Origin of the sequence: Sinorhizobium saheli, from assembly GCF_001651875.1 — a bacterium.
Lineage (GTDB): Bacteria > Pseudomonadota > Alphaproteobacteria > Rhizobiales > Rhizobiaceae > Sinorhizobium > Sinorhizobium saheli.
Window position 1 is genome coordinate 105,504 of the sequence record NZ_LNQB01000102.1, and the last position, 19,691, is coordinate 125,194.

At 65.0% G+C, this 19,691-nt stretch carries 14 protein-coding genes, 1 other RNA gene and 2 pseudogenes; 12 read left to right on the forward strand and 5 right to left on the reverse strand.

All coding sequences use genetic code 11. The annotated features are described in order from the left end of the window. Positions 1 to 12 precede the first annotated feature (12 nt). Entirely contained in the window at positions 13 to 321 is a 309-nt protein-coding gene (locus ATB98_RS26830; protein ID WP_066879447.1) for a DUF2853 family protein, read from the reverse strand. Between the two features lie 149 nt (positions 322 to 470). On the opposite strand from ATB98_RS26830, the gene ssrA reads away from it, so the two are divergent. The 4 genes from ssrA (at position 471) to ATB98_RS26850 (ending at position 2,171) form a co-directional block, all read left to right on the forward strand. Then, positions 471 to 831: a transfer-messenger RNA gene (gene ssrA, locus ATB98_RS26835) on the forward strand. 209 nt (positions 832 to 1,040) lie between these two features. Then, positions 1,041 to 1,559, forward strand: coding sequence for an SspB family protein (locus ATB98_RS26840; protein WP_066879451.1), 519 nt, complete (start codon positions 1,041 to 1,043; stop codon positions 1,557 to 1,559). A 21-nt stretch (positions 1,560 to 1,580) separates the two neighbouring features. Next, on the forward strand, positions 1,581 to 1,808 hold the full coding sequence (locus ATB98_RS26845; protein ID WP_066879454.1) for a DUF4169 family protein: 228 nt from the start codon (positions 1,581 to 1,583) through the stop codon (positions 1,806 to 1,808). Positions 1,809 to 1,934: 126 nt separating this feature from the next. Continuing rightward, on the forward strand, positions 1,935 to 2,171 hold the full coding sequence (locus tag ATB98_RS26850) for a ribbon-helix-helix domain-containing protein (RefSeq protein WP_066879457.1): 237 nt from the start codon (positions 1,935 to 1,937) through the stop codon (positions 2,169 to 2,171). A gap of 256 nt (positions 2,172 to 2,427) precedes the next feature. Here the strand turns inward: ATB98_RS26850 and ATB98_RS26855 are convergent. Both ATB98_RS26855 and ATB98_RS26860 read right to left on the reverse strand, forming a co-directional pair. After that, positions 2,428 to 6,161 (reverse strand): annotated as a pseudogene (locus ATB98_RS26855) (AsmA family protein). A gap of 101 nt (positions 6,162 to 6,262) precedes the next feature. Continuing rightward, positions 6,263 to 7,669, reverse strand: coding sequence for an FAD-binding oxidoreductase (locus ATB98_RS26860; RefSeq protein WP_066879898.1), 1,407 nt, complete (start codon positions 7,667 to 7,669; stop codon positions 6,263 to 6,265). 464 nt (positions 7,670 to 8,133) lie between these two features. On the opposite strand from ATB98_RS26860, the pseudogene ATB98_RS26865 reads away from it, so the two are divergent. The 8 genes and pseudogenes from ATB98_RS26865 to ATB98_RS26900 all read left to right on the forward strand — a co-directional run bounded on the left by ATB98_RS26865 (position 8,134) and on the right by ATB98_RS26900 (position 15,161). Beyond that, a pseudogene (locus tag ATB98_RS26865) lies at positions 8,134 to 8,567 on the forward strand (DUF1772 domain-containing protein). A gap of 316 nt (positions 8,568 to 8,883) precedes the next feature. Beyond that, the gene (locus ATB98_RS26870) at positions 8,884 to 10,083 is read left to right on the forward strand and encodes an ABC transporter substrate-binding protein (RefSeq protein ID WP_066879460.1); all 1,200 of its coding nucleotides are present in this window, start codon (positions 8,884 to 8,886) and stop codon (positions 10,081 to 10,083) included. A gap of 122 nt (positions 10,084 to 10,205) precedes the next feature. After that, positions 10,206 to 11,072, forward strand: a complete 867-nt coding sequence (locus tag ATB98_RS26875) for a branched-chain amino acid ABC transporter permease (protein WP_066879463.1) — start codon at positions 10,206 to 10,208, stop codon at positions 11,070 to 11,072. A 4-nt stretch (positions 11,073 to 11,076) separates the two neighbouring features. Then, positions 11,077 to 12,063, forward strand: a complete 987-nt coding sequence (locus ATB98_RS26880) for a branched-chain amino acid ABC transporter permease (protein WP_066879466.1) — start codon at positions 11,077 to 11,079, stop codon at positions 12,061 to 12,063. A 2-nt stretch (positions 12,064 to 12,065) separates the two neighbouring features. Next, positions 12,066 to 12,845 (forward strand): ABC transporter ATP-binding protein, encoded by a 780-nt coding sequence (locus ATB98_RS26885; RefSeq protein WP_066879470.1) that lies wholly within the window; start codon positions 12,066 to 12,068, stop codon positions 12,843 to 12,845. Positions 12,846 to 12,848: 3 nt separating this feature from the next. Continuing rightward, positions 12,849 to 13,571, forward strand: a complete 723-nt coding sequence (locus ATB98_RS26890; RefSeq protein ID WP_066879473.1) for an ABC transporter ATP-binding protein — start codon at positions 12,849 to 12,851, stop codon at positions 13,569 to 13,571. 24 nt (positions 13,572 to 13,595) lie between these two features. After that, the gene (locus tag ATB98_RS26895; RefSeq protein ID WP_066879476.1) at positions 13,596 to 14,330 is read left to right on the forward strand and encodes an aspartate/glutamate racemase family protein; all 735 of its coding nucleotides are present in this window, start codon (positions 13,596 to 13,598) and stop codon (positions 14,328 to 14,330) included. Positions 14,331 to 14,456: 126 nt separating this feature from the next. Next, on the forward strand, positions 14,457 to 15,161 hold the full coding sequence (locus tag ATB98_RS26900) for a GntR family transcriptional regulator (protein WP_066879901.1): 705 nt from the start codon (positions 14,457 to 14,459) through the stop codon (positions 15,159 to 15,161). Between the two features lie 7 nt (positions 15,162 to 15,168). Here ATB98_RS26900 and ATB98_RS26905 read toward each other — a convergent pair whose 3' ends face one another. Both ATB98_RS26905 and ATB98_RS26910 read right to left on the reverse strand, forming a co-directional pair. Next, entirely contained in the window at positions 15,169 to 18,303 is a 3,135-nt protein-coding gene (locus ATB98_RS26905; RefSeq protein WP_066879478.1) for an efflux RND transporter permease subunit, read from the reverse strand. Next, the gene (locus tag ATB98_RS26910; RefSeq protein ID WP_066879481.1) at positions 18,300 to 19,493 is read right to left on the reverse strand and encodes an efflux RND transporter periplasmic adaptor subunit; all 1,194 of its coding nucleotides are present in this window, start codon (positions 19,491 to 19,493) and stop codon (positions 18,300 to 18,302) included. The genes ATB98_RS26905 and ATB98_RS26910 overlap by 4 nt, the downstream gene beginning before the upstream one ends. Positions 19,494 to 19,691 lie beyond the last annotated feature (198 nt).

Below are 19,691 nucleotides of genomic sequence, written 5' to 3' on the forward strand. Positions count from 1 at the left end.
GGAAGTCGCCGATCAGAGTGCCTGAAGCTTGCCGAGCTGCTGGGCGACCAGATAGTAGAAGGTCACGCGCGACTTGCTGCGGTCGTCCGCCATCGCCTTCGCCGCCGCTGCAATGGCCGTGTCCGCCTGAGCGCCGCCGACACCGAGCTTCTTCTCGCACCATTTCTCCTTGACGCGCTCGAGTTCCTTTGGATCCGATGCCGAAACGAGGGCGGAATCCTTGTTGCGAAGGGCGATGCCGAGGTGGCGCACGATCTTGTTGACAACCGCCTCGTCGGCGCCGCTGTCATATTTCTGCACGTCCGCAAGATAATCGGTCATGATGCCTCCATTGCGTTGCTCCGACGCTGCACCGCTTCCTCGCGAGCTGCGTGCAGCAAACCGAGTTTTGCACGCTTCTCTTGCGAGTCAAGGCGTTTCGAGGAGGACTGCCGCAGCCTGGCGGATGCGCGTCACTTTCTCTGTCCTTGGCCCTTTCCTTGGGCCGCGGAAGCACCTATATGACAAATGCCGCTTTCGGGCGGCTATGGCAATAAACGGGCGATGCAATAAACCCATTGGACCCGGGGGCGGTACCCGGCGCCTCCACCAAAAACCGGCCTGAAGCGCGGCCGGCTTTTGATGGGGGCGAAATAGGATCGACAAGGGTGTAAAGATCGACTTTTTGCCCGGCATTGTACCACCGTTATCGGGCTAAACTAGTAGTTGCAAACGACAACTATGCTGAAGCACGTCTCGCTGCCTAACGGCGGTGCGGCACTTCAAATCAAGTCCTTCCGGGTAGCACCGTAAGGCGGGGTCCGAAGGCACCTGGCAACAGAAGCCTTCACCTTCTCCCCTGTCGTGAAATGGTCTATAGATGCCTCGATAATTGACTCGTCATGAACAGACGGGCAATGAAGGAGCAGACGGCAGCGCCGCTCGTCGTTGAAGACGCGCAACTCGCCGCAGCACCTTGAATCGCTGCATGATTCCAGAATGACGTTCCCTGTCGGAGGAATCGCGCACCGGAGTGTGAGCTGAAGAGAAACGGGGAAAATATGGGCCAGGACCACATTCGCTATGACATTCTGGCGCAGGACGCGCTTCGCGGCGTCATTCGCAAGGTGTTGGCCGAAGTAGCCGCGACGGGCCATCTGCCCGGCGACCATCATTTCTTCATCACGTTCCTGACCGGCGCCCCTGGCGTCCGCCTTTCGCAGCACCTCAAGGCCAAATATCCGGAACAGATGACGATCGTCGTTCAGCACCAGTTCTGGGAACTCAAGGTTTCCGAAACCGGCTTCGAGATCGGCCTCTCCTTCTCCGATACGCCGGAGAAGCTGGTGATCCCCTTCAACGCCATCCGCGGTTTCTACGACCCCTCGGTCAACTTCGAGCTCGAATTCGACGTGGCCGCCAGCGAGGACGAGGAAGAGGCGGAATCGGCGGAAATCACCGCCTATCCGCTGAGCGAGGCCGAGGACGCACCGGCGGACAAGAGCTCCGAGAAGCCGGACGGCGGCCCCAAGGGCGGCGCCTCCGTCGTCTCGCTCGATTCCTTCCGCAAGAAGAACTGATCGACGAGGGACACCGGGGACATGGCCGCCGAGGTCGTCAATCTGCGTCAGTTCCGCAAGCGGCAGGCCCGCTCCGAAAAGGAAAAGCAGGCCGAGCAGAACCGCGTGAGCTTCGGCCGCGGCAAGGCCGAGAAGACGCTGACGAAGGCCTTGAACGAAAAGGCCGTGAAGACGCTCGACCAGGGCCGGCTGGAGCAGCCGCGCTCCGTGGCGTCTGACGAAGATTCGCCCGACCGCAAAGAGCCCTGAGCGCCGAAAGACACGGCGAGACCGCCTTTTCCCGTTGCCGCTCTGCGATCGAAAAATGATTCCGCGGCAAGAACTTGCCCTCGTTTCCGGAATCGGAATGCCAACTGCTTGAATCGGTTTTTGAGGATGGGGAACATCGTCAAGCATTCGGCGACGTTGCACGGACACCGCACCAGCTTCACGCTCGAGGAGCCATTCTGGCAGGAATTGAAGGCGATCGCCAACAGCCGCGGCCTGCCGCTTGCCCGGCTCATCGCCGAGATCGACGACAGTCGCGGTGCCGACGGCAACCTCTCCTCAGCCCTCAGGGTCTATGTACTGGCCTGGGTCAAGTCGCACGCGAATGCGAGCGGCACATCCTGAGCCCAGCCTGAACAAAGCTTACCCGCCCCTCAGCCCGCTGCCGCGACCTTCTCCCAGTTCTGACGGGGAGAAGGGAAAGCCGCCAGCTCCACGCCCCGGCATGCCGAAATCGTTGCGCCGGCCGTTGACCAGATGGGGCTCGCGATTGTTGCGCCGGAGCGGGCCGCGAGTCCCCTTCGCCCCGCCCGCGGGGAGAAGGTGGCCGGCAGGCCGGATGAGGGGCACCCCCCCAGGTCGAAGGATGCAGCCGATCCGCCTACTGCACGGTGATGTCGGGCAGCATGTCGAAATTCAGGCCGTGGCCGGTCGGCGGGGCGGCAGTCTGTCCCGTTGCGTCCCCGCCCGGGGACGGCAGGGCCCCGCCGCGCTGATTGGTTTGCGGCGACCCGATGGGCGCCTGCTGGCGTCCGATGCTGCGCGGCGGAACCTGCCGCATGCGCAGGCGCTCCTCCTCCGCGGCCCGCCGTTCGGCCGAAGCCCGCGCTTCGGCTTCGGCCTTCATCCGCGCCGCTTCCGCCGCCGCGGCCTGGCGGCGGCGCTCTTCGGCAATCGTCCGCCGCCGCTCGAGTTCCCGCGCGGCGGCGCGCGCTTTGTAAAGCGTGACCTCGCGGCGCAGGCGCTGCTTTTCGAGCACGTTCGCCTGCAGCGTCTCGACGCGCCGCCGTTCGCGTTCGAACGCCCGCAGCGACAGGAAATTCGACAGGTCGGTCACATCGACCGCAACGCCCGGCGCCGCCAGCAGCCCTGCATAACCAAGGCGCACCCGAGGCTCCGCGCCGGCGATCGCCTCCTCGCCCGGTCGGAAGGTCAGGTCGATCATGCCGGTCATACGACCGGCGGGAAGATCGAAGGAAGCCTCGCCGCTGAAGGTCGCATTGCCATCGGCCGCCGCGACGTTCTGCACCCGGACGGTACCGCCGGCGATGCTGAATGGTACTTTGACGGCGCCGACGACCGACTGCCCGGAGAAAAGCACGCTCTCGGCGGCCTTCTCGATCGTCTCCGGCGAGATCTGCGTCTTCATCGCATCGGCGGCCGCCATCAGTTGCGGCAGCGCCGCCGTGTTGACGCCGTTGAGGGTCACGCCGTTGAAGATCGCCGTCCCCGAGCCGCTCGCCGAATGAGCCATCGCCTGCGGCGTCGCGCCGGAAGCCTCCATCGCCACTGCCAGGTCGAAGCGGCCGGTCGCGACCGGCGCGTTCGCTCGCATCCAGCCGGCCGCGGCCAGATCGCCGCCCTTGAGGTCGAAGCGCGAACGCAGGAAGCCGGAGCCGTTGGCGTTGCCGAGCTGCAGCCGCCCCTCGAGCTTGCCCCCCAGCCAGTCCCCCGTCGCCTCGCTGAAGGAGAACTCGTCGCCCTTCCATTCGAGCTTTCCGGCAAAGTCCGCCACCGGACCGTAGACGCCGGGCCAGAAGCGTTTCGCCGTGACGTCGAGCGCCACATCGAGGCCGCTCCAGGCAGGCTGCGCAACCGGCGTCAGCGACAGGCCGCCGACCGTCGCATCCTGGACCTGTCCGAGGATCCCTTCGCCGAGCCAGGCGAGATCGAGCGTGTCGATCGCCAGTTCGCCCTCGGCCCTGCCGGCGACCTTGCGGTCAATCGCCAGCGCGCCCGTAAAGCCGTTCCGGTCGGCCTTGCCCTCGATCCTCGAGACTGAAATCTTCTCCGGATCGGTTGCGAACTCGGCCGAGAGCGTCACCGGCAGGCCGCTGCCCATCTGCGGCAAGCCGATTCCCTGCAGCAGGAGATAGGGTTCCAGGTCCTCCGTCTTCAGCGTCAGCTTCCCCTGCCCTTCGAGATAATGCTCGCGCGAGAGATCGAACACGCCTTGGGCGGCAAGCGACGTCTTCTCCGTCGTGAAGGTAAGCGAGCCGTTGGCCTTTGCTCCCTCGGTGCTTTGCAGCTTGACGGCAAGGATGCCGTTGGCATCGGCGTCGAACGGCAGTGGATCGAGGCCGGCTTGCCCGAGAAGAGCGGCCGTCTGCGGATTTTCAAGCGTCGCTTCAAGCAGCATGCCCTGGCCGGCGAGCGCCTGGGAAACGTCCGGCGCCTGGTAGCTCGCCGCGATCTTGCCGCCATTCGCCGTGCCGATCACGCCGAAGGTGACCGGCGCATTGCCCTCCTTGCTGCCCGCCGTCAGCGTCACGTCGAAGGCGGCATCGGAATAATAGGGGCCGGCCTTGATCAGACGTTGGAGTGCCGGATGGGCCGCCGCATGCCTACCGATCATTTCGAGGAAGGGCGTGAGTTCCTCGGCGGCGAGCTTCATCTTCGCCGAGACCACCGGCTTTTCGAGCCCGCCACTCATCCGGCCGGAGAAGGCAAGCTGTGCGCCGGAGAGCGCGCCGATCGCCACCCGCTCTGCCTGCAACTGACCGTTCTTGTAGGTAAGCACCGCCTGCACGTCCTGCGCCTCCTCTCCGAAGGCGAGGAACGTATCGGCGGAGATATCGGCGGCAATGGCGTGCTGCAGCAATGTCCCGGCCGACGCATCGCCGGCGACCAGACCGGCGAGCGCCCGCAGCGCCTCCAGGTCGATGCGGTTGCCTTTGAGTTGCAGCGACAGCGTCGGCGGCTGCTCGGCGAAGGACTGGCGTTCGATCCTGCCCTTGAGTGTCGCCGGACCGGCCGCCACCTCCAGGTTTTCGAACTGCTGCAGCGTGTCGGTCAGGTTGACGGTTGCCGCGAACCCTGCCGTCTTCAGCTGCCGGAGCGCCGGATCCACGGAACCGGCCAGCCAGTTTGCGAGCCCTGAAGGCTGGTTGGAGGCGACGACGACGTCGCCGCGGAAACTGCGCTGGCCCTTGAGGTTCAGCCGCCCCTTGGCCTCCAGTTGCGTGCGGCCGGGCAGAAGCGCGACGGCGTTGTCGACGATCCAGCCGGCGCCGTCGGGCCTGACATCGAGGCGCACGTCGCGCACCGTCGTGTCGCCGATCACGATCGCCGGAAGCTTCAGGCTGGCGCGGCCGGGTACTTGCGGAATGGGAATGTCGGCGGCGATCGCCATCATCGCCTCGACCCGCTGGCGGAGCGAAACGGCGGGATCACGGCCCGTCTTGCCGCGGCTGCCCGAATTGCCGATGCGGCTCACGTCGATCTGCTGGCCATCGGCGATCAGCAGGAACTTCTGGTCCTTGCCCGTGTCGAGCGTCGCCTCGCCGGTGACGATATAGGGGTCGTCGGGCGGCCCCACCTCGAAATGATATTCCGGAACGCGGATGCTTTCGTTAGTGAGCTGGAACTGGCCGTTGATGCGCAGCGCCCCCCGGCCTTGGCCTCGCTTGCCGGCCGGTTTTCGGTGAGCGTGAAGCGGCCGCTGTAGACCGGCTTGAAATCCACCACCTTGAGGTCGCCGTCGAGCTCGACGCCGAAGGGGCGCTCGTCCGGCGTCAGCCGCGCCCGAAGGCTCAACGCCCCCTCTTCGTCGACCGCGTTGCTGGCAAGGGAGAAGCTGCCCGCCTCGCCGTCGAGCGCCGCCCGTCCCTCGATCTTCCAGGGACCGGCCAGCGACCGCGCCGAAACGGCAGCCGAAAGGTCGCTGACCCTCCGGGTCCGCCCCGTCTGCTCGTCGATGAACTCGATCTCGCCATCGGCGATCTCGACGTTTTCGAGCACGACCGTCTTGGCGGGAATCGCCGTGCTTGGTCCGCGCGCCCAGTCGAGCGTGCCGTCCGGCCGGAGCCGCAGGCGCGCCTTCGGACGATCGAGCCGCATGTCGAAGATCAGTGCTTCGCCGCTCAGGAACGGCGCCAGTTCCGCGCTCATGGAGAATTGCGCCACCTGGATCAGCGGCGGCCCGCCGTCCGTCGCCCCGACGCGCACGTCGTTGAGCGTGACCGTGGGGAACGGGATGAGGCGCGCATCGACGCTGCCATGCACGACCACGGGCTTGCCCATGATGCGGCTCGCCTCGCGCTCGAAATCGGTGCGGAAGCTGGTCCAGTCGATGAACAACGGTGCGATCAGCGCCGCGAAGAGTGCGACAACCAGCAGTCCGCCGATGGTAACCAGAATTCGCGCCAGCACCGTGTCACATTCCCATCAGTTCGTCCGCGCCCCTCTATTGGGGATATCAGCCCATTTCGTCCGCGTCAGGCAAAAATCTTGCCCGGGTTGAAGATATTGTCGGGATCGAGCGAATGCTTGATCTGCCGCATCAGATCCACCGCGTCGCCAAGTTCGGCCGCGAGGAACGGCATCTTGCCCTGCCCTATCCCGTGTTCGCCCGTGCAGGTGCCGTCCATCGACAGCGCCCGCGCGTTCAGCCGCTCGACGAAGGCCTCCGCCCGCGCCACATCGGCCGCATCCTTGTCGTCGAAAAGCAACCCGACGTGAAAATTGCCGTCGCCGGCGTGGCCGACGATCGGTGCGATCAATCCGTGCGCGGCAATGTCCTCATGCGTCGCCGCGACGCAATCGGCCAGCCGCGAGATCGGCACGCAGACGTCGGTGGCGAGGATTGCACGCCCCGGCATCAGGCTCTTCTGTGCCCAGTAGGCGTTGTGCCGCGCCTTCCAGAGCTGCGCGCGCTCCTCCGGATTGGTCGTCCAGATGAATCCTGTAGAACCGAATTCCGACGCTATTTCGGCGAAGTGGCGCGATTGCAGCTCGACGCTCTCGGCGTTGCCATGAAATTCGAGGAAAAGCGTCGGCGTCTCCTCGTAGTGCAGGCCGGAATAGGCGTTGCAGGCCTTCATCTGCAGCGCGTCGAGGAATTCGATCCGTGCCACCGGTATGCCGGACTGGATGGTCAGGATTACGGCGTTGCAGGCGTCCGCGATCGTCGGAAACGGGCAGACGCCGCCGGAAATCACCTCCGGTATGCCCTGCAGGCGCAAGGTGATCGAGGTGATGATCCCGAGCGTGCCTTCGGCGCCGACGAAGAGCCGCGTCAGATCATAGCCGGCCGAGGACTTCCGCGCCCGATGCGCGGTCCTAATCTCGCGCCCGCCGGCGACGACCGCCGTCACCGCCAGCACGTTCTCCTTCATCGTCCCGTAGCGCACCGCATTGGTGCCGGACGCCCGCGTCGACGTCATGCCACCGATCGAGGCATTCGCGCCCGGGTCGATCGGAAAGAAGAGCCCGGTGTCACGCAGATAGACATTGAGCTCTTCCCGCGTCACGCCCGGCTCGACGGTACAATCCAGATCCTCGGCATTGACGGCAAGCACGCGGTTCATCCGCGTCATGTCGACCGAGATGCCGCCATAAGGCGCGTTGACATGGCCTTCGAGCGACGAACCGGCCCCGAAGGGGATGAGCGGCACCCGATGCTCGCTGGCGATCGCGACGATCTCGCGCACCTCGGCCGCGCTCTCGAGAAAGACCACCGCGTCGGGCAATTGCGCCGGAATGTAGGTCGTCGTGTTGGCGTGCTGCGCGCGGATCGCTTCACCCGTCTGGAAGCGCTCGGCGAAGCGCGCGGCAAGAAGCGCCTTCACTACCGCGATACCGTCCTCGTTTCTCGGCCCCGCCTTGATTGCTTTCAACGCCACGAAGAATGTCCCTTTCACCTCGCCGCGCGTCACTGCGACGCCCGGAAATGCCGTAACTTTTTGAACCGCCCGCGTAATTTATCCTCAATTCAAACCCGATTTAAGGACTATGCGGCCGGAGAGGACGAGGAAATGCAATAAGGCCATTCATGTCCGGCTCGTGAAACCGATCACGATTGCCTCGAACAGGCTCCCGATCCGTCTTCCCTTCCCCCCGCACGCTCGGGGAAGCGCTTAGATTTCAAGGCGCTACTGTGCAAATCGGAATCATTTTGTCCAGAAGGTCGCGCCATCTTCGATCGCCCGGGCCGCACGAAATCGTCGCCGGTGATACCGGCTGGTCACAAGTGCCGCAACAACGATGACGCGATGGCCGCGACGCGCTTGCTCCGGCGCGGACGGGAGAATGCAGCTTTTGTTTGCCGGCTTATGAGGTATTATGTCGGAAAACGGGAGAACGTCGCATGTTCGGGCTGCTTGCTTTGATCACGGCGTCAATTTTCTTCGGCGCCGCCATTTACATCAACGTGGCCGAACAGCCGGCGCGGCTTGGGCTGGACGGCGGCGCGGCATTGAGGGAGTGGGGGCCGGCCTACCGGCGCGGCTTCGAGATGCAGGCGCCTCTTGCCATCATCTCCTGTCTCCTCGGCGCCGCCGCCTGGTGGCAGACCGGCAATGGCCTTTGGGGCCTCGGAGCGGCGGTCATCATCCTCAACTGGCCCTATATACGCTGTTCGTCATCATGCCCATAAACCAGAGGCTGGAAACGACGCAGCCGGAACAGGCAAACGCGGAGACCCGCGAGTTGATCGCTCGCTGGGGCAAGCTGCATATCGGCCGCAGCGTTCTCGGCGCCGTCGCCACCGCGATCTACCTCATCGCCGCCGCCGGCGGCTAGAGCATTTCGCAGTCAGGTGGAATCACCCGACGTCGCACAGATGCGGCAAAAACAAACAGACAGGGCGGTGGCGCGAACGCATGTGAGCGCATCCCGTTCTGGCGGCGACGGGTCCGCCTCGCCGCAGCGGCCGGCGGCCTCTCGAAGCCCCTTTCCTCGGCCACGCCCCCAGGAGCCGCTTTTCCGCGCGCTTCCGCAGTGCGGAATCGATTTTGTATACAAAATGACAAGGCCGTGTTGACAATCCTGTATTTTAAGCATTCCCTAACGCATCCGCATCGCCAAAGCGCGCCGGATGCAACGGATGGGGAGTGAGATGATCAACAGACGCTCGACATTGAAATCGCTGGCGCTCGGCGCCGTTTCATTGCTGGCCATCGCGGCGAGCGGGATGTCTTCCGCGCAGGCCGAGAACAAGGAGCTCAAGATCGGTTTCGTCGGGGTGACCAGCGGTCCCGCCGCGGCCTGGGGCACCTCCAATGTCCGCTCGATGCAGACGCGTGCCGATTGGCTGAACGAGATGGGCGGCGTGAAGATCGGCGACGACACCTACAACATCGAGATCGTCACCTTCGACGACCAGAAGGACCCCAAGCGCGCCATCGCCGGCATGGAGAAGATGGCCCAGGAAGGCATCCATTATGTCGTCGGGCCGAACGTGGATGACGGCGCGGCCGCCGTCCGGCCGGTAGCGGAATCGAAGGGGATCATCTACTTCCCCTATGCCTTCCCGAAGGCCCTCTACACGCCGCCCGCTTCCAATGCCGTCCTCGGCATGGTCGCCAACTATCAGTCGGGACCGGCCATCTATAAGTACCTCAAGGAAAACAAGGGGGTGAAGAAGGTCGCCTTCATCGCGGCGAACGAGTCCGACCCGCTCAGCCAGCGCGACAGCGGCGTCGCCGCCGCCAAGGAACTCGGGCTCGAGGTGGTCGCCGAGAAGGACACCTACCAGAACGACACCCGCGACTTCACCCCGGTGCTGACGCCGATCGTGCAACTGAAGCCCGACCTGCTGGTTCTCTCGGGGGTCGCGCCCGCCAATGCGCCGCTGCTGATCCGCGCCGCCCGCGAGCTCGGCTACGAAGGCCTGATCTCGGCGGAAACGGCGCAGGATGCGACCGTGCTGCAGGAGGGCGCCGGCGAACTCGCCAACGGCTTCATCTCGGTCGGCGGCGCCTCGACGCCGGAAATCCGCACGCCCGTGATGGAGGAGTTCATCAAGCGCTACACCGACAAGTTCGGCGAGTATAACGACGAATCCAACACCAAGGTCTACGCGCTCGAATACATCATCGAGACGCTCAAGGCGAACCCGAAGGCGATCGATGACGTCGAGGAGTTCAAGAAGACCGCCGAGACCTTCTCGGCTCCCAACCCCTTCGCCAAGGACAAGACGCTGAAATATGTCGGCACCAGCTCCTTCGGTCAGAAGCGGCAGCTCTCGGTGCCGATGGTCGTGACGGAGTTCAAGGACGGCGAATTCAAGACGCTGTTCGTGGGTGAAGTGGATTGACCTTCGCCGGCTGAGGAAGCGAGGGGCGCGGGTGAAGCGTTCCGCGAGGTCTCTTGACCGCGCCCCCAGGAGTTCAATCGAGGTTCGGAGCCCTCCGAACCTCCACCGGCCGGATCAGCGCCATGGAACAGGTGATTGCCAACGGACTCTATCTCGGCGCCCAGTATGCGCTGATCGCGCTCGGGCTGACGCTGATCTTCGCCCTGATGAACGTGCTCAATTTCGCGCACGGCCAGATGTACGTGCTGGGCGGCTTCGTCACATACACGATCTACGGCCAGCTCAAGCTACCTTTCGTCCTCGCGCTGATCTGTTCCGGCGTGACGCTCGCGATCGTCGGCGCGCTCATGGAAAAGTTTCTCTTCCGCACGGTGATCCGCCGCAGCAAGCGCGAGGAAAGCACGATGCTGCTGGCCGCCGCGACGGCATTCTTTCTCGACGCGATCATGCTGCTGCTCTTCGGCGAGAAGCAGCGCGGCGTGCCGAAGATCATAAGCGGGGTCTTCGTCTCCGACCGGGTGATCCTGCCCTATGACCGCATCGTCGTCGGCGTCGTCGCCATCCTGATGATTGCCGCCTTCATGCTCTTCATGCAGTACAGCAAGCCCGGCCGCGCCATGCGGGCCCTGGCGCAGGATCGCGTCGCCGCTCAGCTGATGGGCGTCAAGGTCGAACGCTACTCGATGATCGGCTTTGCGCTCGGCGCCATGCTGGCGGGCGTCGTCGGCGGGTTGCTCGTCAGCATCACCGGCGTCAACTCCGGTATCGGCGGACCGATCTCCATCAAGGCCTTCCTGATGGTGATGATCGGCGGGGCCGGCGTCGTCGGCGGAGCGATCGCCGGCGGCTTCATCCTGGGCATGATGGAGTCGGTCGGCCTCGCGACACTGCGCGAATACGGCGACATCACCTACCTCGTCATCTTCGCGCTCCTGATGATCTTCCTGAGCATCCGCCCGCACGGGCTGATGGGCAAACCGTGGGGTTGATGCGATGCGCAAGTCTCGAACCGCCACCCTCAGGATCGTCTCGGCAATCCTCTTCCTTCTCGCCCTGCTCGTGGCCGTACCGCTCCTGATCAGCGCCACCGGGCGGAGCGACCTCTATTACACGCTCACATCGGTGGCCCTCCTCAGCATCATCAGCGCGGGCGTGTGGATCACCTTCTATATCGGCCGCATCAATATCGGCCAGGGCGCCTATGCGCTGATGGGCGGCTATGTCTCTGCCATCCTGGTCATGAACTACGGCGTGTCGTTCTGGCTGACGCTGCCGCTCGCCGGCCTCTTCTGCGCCGCCGCGAGCGTGCTCATCGGCCTGCCGATCCTCAGGCTGCGCGGCGTCTATTTCGCGATGGTCACCCTGGTGTTGACCGAGGTCGCGCGCCTCCTCGCCCTCGCTCTGCCGATCACCAACGGCGCCAGCGGCATCGTCAGCATTCCGCTGCCGACCGGCATCAGCCTGTTTGGCCTCACCCTCGTTCCGGGTTTCGCGACGGTAGCCAACCCCCGCCTCGCCTTCTATATCGTCGCCGTGCTCTTGATGGCGCTCTGCTTCCTCGGCCTCTACCGGCTCGCCCATTCGCGCATCGGGCAGCTCTGCCAGTCGCTGCAGCAGAATGAGGAGCTCGCCTCGTCGATCGGCGTCAACATCGCCTATCTCCGCGTCATCGCCTACGCGCTCTCCTCCTTCCTCGGCGGCGTCGGCGGCGCAATGTTCGCCTCGATCTCCCAGTCGATCTACCCGTCGAGCTTCACCGTCGCCGATTCCGTCAACTTCATGCTCAACTGCTTCCTCGGCGGCCTCGGCTACGTGCTCGGTCCGATGCTTGGCACCTTCGTCCTCTATTTCGGCTGGGACCTCCTGTTCCAGACGGGCGAATTCCAGCTCCTGATCTTCTCGACCCTGCTGATCGTGCTGATGCTGGTGCTGCCGAACGGCCTGCTGAGCCTCGCCCTGCCCCGCAAGAGGAGCCTTTAGCGATGCCGGACATCCTGGAAATCGTCGGGCTCACCAAGCGCTTCGGCGGCCTCGTCGCCGTCAACGACGTGTCGTTCACCGTGCGCGAACGCGAGATCCTCTCGGTCATCGGGCCGAACGGCGCCGGCAAGTCGACGCTGTTCAAGCTGATCTCCTCGTTCCTCAGGCCGACGGGCGGCGAGGTGCGGTTCAAGGGCGAGCGCATTTCGGGGCTGGCACCGCACACCGCCGCCCGCAAAGGCGTCGTCAGGACCTTCCAGGAGACGACGATCTTCAAGGACATGACCGTGCGCGACAATGTCGTGACGGCCCATCATCTGCGCTCGCGTGCCAACCTCGCCGGCTTCTACTTCGGCAGCGCCGCGGCACGAAGCGACCTCGAAGCCTTCGGGGTGTCGGCGGACGAAATCCTCGCCTTTCTGGGCCTCGGCGCGATGGGGGCGGAAACCGCCAGCAACCTGCCCCATGGCCACCTGCGCGCGCTCGGCATCGCCATCGCGCTTGCCACCAACCCGTCCGTCATTCTCCTCGACGAGCCCTTCGCCGGCATGAATCACGACGAAACCCGCCGCGCGCTGGAAATCGTGCGCAAGCTGCGCGAACGCGGCATCACCGTGCTTCTGGTCGAGCACGACATGCCGGCCGTCATGAACATTTCTGATCGCATCGTCGTGCTCAACTTCGGCCAGAAGATCGCCGAGGGCACGCCGGCGGAAATCCAGCAAAACCCAAAGGTCATCGAAGCCTATCTCGGGGCCGAGGACGAATCGATCGGGTTATAGGCCATGGAACCACTGCTGAAATTCGATGGTGTCGAGCTCTACTACGACCACGTCTACGCGCTGAAGGGCGTGTCGCTCGAGGTCCATGAGGGCGAGACCGTGGCGCTGATCGGCGCAAACGGCGCGGGAAAGTCGTCCATCCTGCGTGCCATCACCGGCCTGCGGAGGATCCGCTCCGGCGAGATCCGCTACGGCGGCAAGCGCATCGACGGCATCGCGGCGGATGAGATCGTCCGCATGGGCATCTCGATGGTTCCCGAGGCGCGCCGCGTCTTTCCCTTCATGACCGTGCGCGACAACCTGCTGATGGGCGCCTTCACCCGCAGCGACAAGGCCGAAATCCAGCAGAGCATGGAAATGGTGCTGACGCGTTTCCCGCGCCTCAAGGAGCGCTATTCGCAGCAGGCCGGAACGATGAGCGGCGGCGAGCAGCAGATGCTCGTCATCGGCCGCGCGCTGATGGCGCGGCCGCGGCTGCTGCTCCTCGACGAACCGTCGCTCGGCGTCGCGCCGAAGCTGGTGCAGGACATCGCCCGCTCCATCGTCGCGATCAATCGCGACGAAAAGGTCAGCGTTCTGCTCGTCGAGCAGAACTCGCGCATGGCGCTCCGAATTTCGCAGCGCGCCTATGCGCTGACGACCGGCAAAGTCGCGCTCAGCGGCAATTCCGCCGAACTGCTGACCGACGAGCGGGTAAAGCATCTTTATCTCGGCGGCGAATTCTAGTTCCAGTGCTTTTGGGTGGCCAGTATGCGCATCCTCGTCATAAATCCGAACACGACAGCATCGATGACCCGCAAGATCGGCATGGCGGCCGAGGCCGCCGCCTCCCCGGCAACCGAGATCGTCGCGGTCAATCCCAAGGACGGCCCGCCGAGCATCGAGGGTTATTTCGACGAGGTCTTCGTCATCCCGGGCATCCTCGCGGAGATGACGAAGGCGGGCCCTGTCGATGCCTATGTGATCGCCTGCTTCGACGACACCGGCCTCGACGCGGCGCGCTGCGCAACTGAAGCGCCGGTGATCGGCATCGGCGAAGCGGCATTCCATCTCGCCACGCTGGTCGCCGGCAGGTTCAGCGTCGTCACGACGCTTGCACGTTCCATCCCGGCGATCGAGCACAACCTGTCGAAGTATGGCCTCGCCTCCCGCTGCGCCAAAGTCCGCGCGTCCGATGTCGCCGTGCTCGACCTCGAACTGGCGGGCTCGGATGCCCGCCGCAAGGTCTCCGCCGAGATCGCGCGCGCAGTCAGCGAGGACCGGGCCGAGGCGATCGTGCTCGGTTGCGCGGGCATGGCCGATCTCGCCCATGCGCTCTCGCTGGAGCATGGTGTGCCGGTGCTCGACGGCGTCGCCTGTGCGGTCAGGCTCGCCGAGACGGTTGCGGCGCTCGGCCTCAGGACATCGAAGGTCGGCGGCTATGCCGCGCCGCTTGCGAAGCGATTTGCCGGATACTATGCGCCTTGGTCTCCGGGTGCCGGGTGAGTGGACCGGTCGGCAACGGCGATCGGCGCGAAGGCGCGGAGCCCGTTGACCGAAGCACGGTCGTCGTGGGAATTCACGGCCCCGAACGAGGTAGCGTGCCGGCGTGACCGGCAGTGAGCGATGAACATGCTGACGACACTCAGGCCCGAAAACGATCACAGGAAGCCGGCCGCACGCTGGTCACCGATCTATCACGGCCTGCGCGACGCGATCGTCAGCCACCGCCTGACGCCGGGCACGAAGCTGCCCGAGGATGAACTGGCCGCGATCTATTCCGTCAGTCGCACCGTGATCCGCGCCGCCCTGCAGGCGCTCGCCCATGACTGGCTGGTGCGGCTGGAGCCCAATCGCGGCGCCTTCGTCGCGCAGCCGTCGACCAAGGAGGCGCGCGAGGTCTTCGACGCCCGGGCGCTGATAGAACCGCAACTGGCGGCACTCGCGGCGAAGGTCGCCACGGCCGACGATGTGCACCTGCTGCGCGGCCATCTCGAAAAGGAGCATGAAGCGCTGCATGCGGGCCGCGACAGCGACGCGATCATGCTCTCTGCCATGTTCCACGTTGGCGTTGCCGAGATCGCCGACCAGTCCATCCTGACGGGCATCGTCCGCGATCTCGTTTCCCACTCCTCACTGATCATCGCCCTCTACTGGCGCCGCCGCGACACCACCTGCGAGAGCCATGCGCATAACGCCCTGGTCGACGCCATAGAGGCAGGCGACGCCGATACGGCGGCACGGCTGATGAAGGAGCACCTCGACGATCTCCTGTCGGGCCTCGACCTCGACCGCGTGGACCGGAAGCCCGGAAACCTCTCCGAGATCCTGCGCTGATAACCGCTCAAATCTCGAGCGCCGCAGCCGCGTCCATCTCCTCATGCAGCTTGCGCTCCTCGTCGGCGTGCGGCTTCGTGAAGCGGGCGATGACGAGATAGGCGACCGGCGTCAGATAGAGCGTCACGATCACCGCAAGCCCGAGCCCGCCGACCAGCACCCAGCCGAGCGCGATGCGCGCCTCGGCACCCGCGCCGCTCGCCAGCACCAGCGGCACCGCACCGACGACGGTGGCGATCATCGTCATCATCACCGGCCGGAGACGGATATTGGCGGCGTTCTCGATGGCGCTGCGCACATCCTGGCCGCGGTCGCGCAACTGGTTGGCGAACTCGACGATCAGGATGCCGTTCTTCGCCATGATGCCGACGAGCATCACGAGGCCGATCTGGCTGTAGATGTTGAGGGTGTTGCCGGTCAGGAGCATCGCGAAGACGGCGCAGGCGAGGCCGAGCGGCACGGTCGACATGATGATCAGGCCGCTGATGAAGCTCTCGAACTGTGCCGCCAGCACCAGAAAGATGATGACGAGCGCGAAGCCGAAGGTGATGAACAGGCCGTTGGCGTTCTCGTCGAGCGTTGCGGCTTCCGCCAGAGGCATCACCCGCGATCCGGGCGGCAGCAGCGGCTCGGCCATCTCCTCGACCATCGACAGCGCCTCGCCGAGGGCGATATCCGACTTGAGGCCCGCCGACAGCGAAACGGCACGCAGCTGGGATTCGCGAGCGAGCTGCGGGGCCACGGCCTTTTCTTCGATGGTCGCGATCGACGACATCGGCACGATCCGGCCGTCTCCCGCCTTGACGAAGATGTTCTGCAGGTCCGTCGGATCGTTGAGCGGCGTGGTGGAGGAGAGCAGCTTCACCGGATAGGCCTCGCCCTCGACGAAGATGTCGACGACGCTGCTGCCGTCGAGCATCGCCTGCAGCGCCCAGGAGAGCGCACTGATGTCGACGCCGAGGTCGGAGGCGCGCTCGCGATCGATGGTCACCGACAGTTGCGCCTGGTTGGCCTCATAGTTGAGCCGCACGTTCTCGAAGCGGCCGGTGTCCTCCATCTCCCTGACCAGCTTCGCAGCCGCGTCGCCGAGCTTGGCATAGTCGTTGCCGACGAGCGCGACCTGGAGACCGCTGCCGGCGCCGCGAATGCCGAGGCTGTTGGACTGGATAGTGAAGGCACGCACCGACGGGATGGACGCGGTCACCTTGTTGATGTCGGAGACGATCTGCTGCTGGGTGCGCTCGCGGTCTTCCCAGGGCGCCAGCGTCAGCACCATGAAGCCGCTGTTGGCGGAGCTGCCCTGGCCCGAGATCGAGAATATGTTGCTGATCTCGCCGTCTTTGACCAACGGCTGCAGCTTCTCCTCGATGCGGCGCATCTGCGCCTGCGTGTATTCGAGCGAGACGCCCTGCGGCGCATTGATTCTCAGCATCACCTGCGAGCGGTCCTCGTTCGGCGTCAACTCGGATTTGAGTGTCATGAAGCCGGCTGCGCCGGCCACCGTAAAGAAGCCTGCAACGGTGAAAACCACGAGCGGCGCATTGAGGCAGGCGCGCAGCGTCACCCGGTAGAAGTTGGCCGCCCTTATGCCGAAACGCCTCATCAGGCCGTGATGCGAGTGCCCCTCGCGCGTCAGCATGCGCGACGCAAGCATCGGGCAGAGCGTGAGCGACACGAAGGACGACAGCAGAATCGAGAAGGCAAGCACGAAGCCGAATTCGCGGAAGAGACCGCCGGTCTGTCCCGGCAGGAAGGAGAGCGGGACGAAGACGGCGGCGAGCGTCGCGGTGGTGGCAAGCACCGCGAAGAAGACCTCGAGCGTGCCGTGGACGGCGGCCGCCCGGGGTCCAAGGCCCTCCGCCCGGCGGCGGACGATGTTTTCGAGCACCACGATCGCGTCGTCGACGACGAGGCCGGTCGCGAGCACGATCGCCAGCAGCGTCAGGATATTGATCGAGAAGCCGGCAAGATAGACGGCCGCGAGCGTACCGATCAGCGCGATCGGCATCGAGATCGCGGGGACCAGCGTCGCCCGCCAGTCGAGCAGGAAGAGATAGATGACGAAGGTGACGATGAACACGGCGACGAGCAGCGCGATCTCCACTTCGTGGATCGCCCCGTTGATGAAGACCGCATCGTCGCTGGTGATCTTGAGCTCGGTGCCGGGCGGCAGGATATCGGCAGAGATCGTGTCGACGACCTTGCGGATGCCCTCGGAAATATCGACCGTGTTCGACTGCGCCTGGCGCACGATGCCCAATCCGATGCCATCGCGGCCGTTGGAGCGCAGGGCAGACGTGCCCGTATCCGGGCCGAGCGTCACGGTGGCGACGTCGCCGAGCCGGACATTGTTGCCGATGATCAGGTTCTCGAATTGCTGGGGGGTCTGCAGGTCCGCCGTCGCGCGCACCGAGATGTCCTGGGTGGCGCTCGTCAGCGAGCCCGCCGGCACGTCGTAGGAGGCGTTGGAAAGCGCCTCGCGAAGATTGGCGACCGTGACGCCGCGCCCGGCAAGCTTTCCCTGATTGAGGTCAATGCGGAAGATTTTCTCCTGGTCGCCATAGACGGTGACATCCGCCACGCCCTCGACGGCCGCCAGCCGGTCGCTGATCTCGTTTTCGACGAGCAGGGTCATGTCTTCCATGCTCATCGTGTCGGAGGTGAGCGCCAGCCGCATGATCGGCTGGCTGTCCGCATCGGCCTTGACGATGCGCGGCTCCTCGGCATTGTCCGGCAATTGGTTGGCGATCCGGCCGAGCGCGTCGCGAATATCGTTTGCCGCCTGCCCGATGTCGGTCGTGTCGGAGAATTCGAGCGTCACCCGGCTGCGGCCGAAGGAGGACGACGAGGAAATTCCCTTGATGCCCTGCACGCGGGAAACTGCGCCTTCGACGACGGAGGTCACCTCGCGGTCGATGGTTTCGGGCGACGCGCCCTCGAACTCCGTCGTCACCGAGACGACCGGCCGGTCGACCTGCGGCAATTCGCGGATCTCAATGCCGTTCCACGCGGCAAGGCCGGCAACGACGATCAGCGTGTTGACGACGAGCGCGAAAATCGGGCGGCGGATGAAGAGCGCGGTGAAGCCGGTCTTGCCTCCCTCGCCCCGGCCCGGGTGATGCCCACCCATCCCGATATTCATCGCACTTCCTCCGCGACCTTCTGTTCAGGGTCCGGGCGTTGCTCGCCGGCGATTTTCACGCTGCCGCCATCGCGCAGCCGCTGCACGCCCTCGGTCACGATGCGGTCGCCCTCGGCGAGTTCCGCATCGACAAGAACCTTGTCGGGATTGCGCTGGATGATCCGGATCGGGACGCGCTCGCTCTTGTCACCGTCCACCCGCCAGACATAGGAGCCTTCCGAACTCCACTGGATCGCCAGCGGGTCGACGGTCGGATAACGGTCGCCGTCGAAGCTCACGGTCACCGAGAAGGACATGCCGGCGCGCAGCAGGTCGTCGGGGTTTTCGAAGCGCGCGCGCACCCTGAGCGTCCGGCTCGCCTGATCGAGACGGTTGTCGATCGCGTGGACGACCCCGGCGAGCTCGCGGCCCGGCAGGGCCATGGCGTTCGCCGTCACCGGCTGGCCGACGGAGATCTTTCCCGCAAAACGTTCCGGCACCCAGAAGTCGACAAGGATTTGCGAACGGTCGTCGACGACGGCGATCGGCGTGGAGGTCGTGACGTAGTCGCCGACATTGACGGTGATGATGCCGACCACGCCCTTGGAGGGCGCGACGATGTCGCGGCGCTTCAGGTCGAGCTCTGCCTGCTTCAGCGCCAGTTCCGCCGTCTGCAGCGCTATCTCGGCATCCCGCACTTCGACCGCCGTGACGGCACGGGCGGTGCTGAGGTTACGGTAGCGATCGACTTTCTCCTGTGCGCTGTCCCGCGCCAGCCGCGCCTGCTCGGCCGCGATCACCTGATCGTCCCGGTCGAGCCGGGCAATCACCTGGCCCTCGGCAATCCTGTCGCCGGATTTCACCAGGATCTCGGCGAGGTTTCCGGTTGCCGTCGGCGTCACGGTCACCGAATGGATCGCATCGCCATTGCCGATCGCGTTCAGCCTGTTGTTGACGACCGCGCTCGCCGCCGGCCTGACGACGACGAGCGGTGTATCCGCAAAGCCGCGACCACCCTGGCCGCGTCCGGAATTGCGCGTTCCCCCCTTCTCCCCGGCGCCATCGCCGGTCCGCGACAGCGCATCGATCAGGGGATGCGAAACGCCGATCGCCGCCAGCGTCTCGCCCGCGCCCGGCGCAAAGCGCAGCCAGGCGGCGCCACCCACGGCAAGGACGACGACGCTGACCGCGAGCTGCTTCCATAAGCGCATTCATGTCTCCAGATAAAAAGCGCGCCCGTAGGCGGCGCGCACCGATGGAACGTTCCGATTGCTCCTGAGTATCGTTTCTTGCGGGCGTTCGGGCAATCGCGGAATGCCATCATTACGCAATTGTAATAAAAGCGAATTTGTTGGCGGCATGATGGCGTTTGCGCCAGGCCGTGAAAATCGCGGAAGCTCTCGGTCGAC

Coding starts and splice junctions, on each gene's coding strand:
- ATB98_RS26910 (WP_066879481.1), bottom strand. CDS start 19,493: ATGCGCTTATGGAAGCAGCTCGCGGTCAGCGTCGTCGTCCTTGCCGTG.
- ATB98_RS26875 (WP_066879463.1), top strand. CDS start 10,206: ATGGAACAGGTGATTGCCAACGGACTCTATCTCGGCGCCCAGTATGCG.
- ATB98_RS26830 (WP_066879447.1), bottom strand. CDS start 321: ATGACCGATTATCTTGCGGACGTGCAGAAATATGACAGCGGCGCCGAC.
- ATB98_RS26895 (WP_066879476.1), top strand. CDS start 13,596: ATGCGCATCCTCGTCATAAATCCGAACACGACAGCATCGATGACCCGC.
- ATB98_RS26845 (WP_066879454.1), top strand. CDS start 1,581: ATGGCCGCCGAGGTCGTCAATCTGCGTCAGTTCCGCAAGCGGCAGGCC.
- ATB98_RS26880 (WP_066879466.1), top strand. CDS start 11,077: ATGCGCAAGTCTCGAACCGCCACCCTCAGGATCGTCTCGGCAATCCTC.
- ATB98_RS26890 (WP_066879473.1), top strand. CDS start 12,849: ATGGAACCACTGCTGAAATTCGATGGTGTCGAGCTCTACTACGACCAC.
- ATB98_RS26850 (WP_066879457.1), top strand. CDS start 1,935: ATGGGGAACATCGTCAAGCATTCGGCGACGTTGCACGGACACCGCACC.
- ATB98_RS26840 (WP_066879451.1), top strand. CDS start 1,041: ATGGGCCAGGACCACATTCGCTATGACATTCTGGCGCAGGACGCGCTT.
- ATB98_RS26870 (WP_066879460.1), top strand. CDS start 8,884: ATGATCAACAGACGCTCGACATTGAAATCGCTGGCGCTCGGCGCCGTT.
- ATB98_RS26885 (WP_066879470.1), top strand. CDS start 12,066: ATGCCGGACATCCTGGAAATCGTCGGGCTCACCAAGCGCTTCGGCGGC.
- ATB98_RS26900 (WP_066879901.1), top strand. CDS start 14,457: ATGCTGACGACACTCAGGCCCGAAAACGATCACAGGAAGCCGGCCGCA.
- ATB98_RS26905 (WP_066879478.1), bottom strand. CDS start 18,303: ATGAATATCGGGATGGGTGGGCATCACCCGGGCCGGGGCGAGGGAGGC.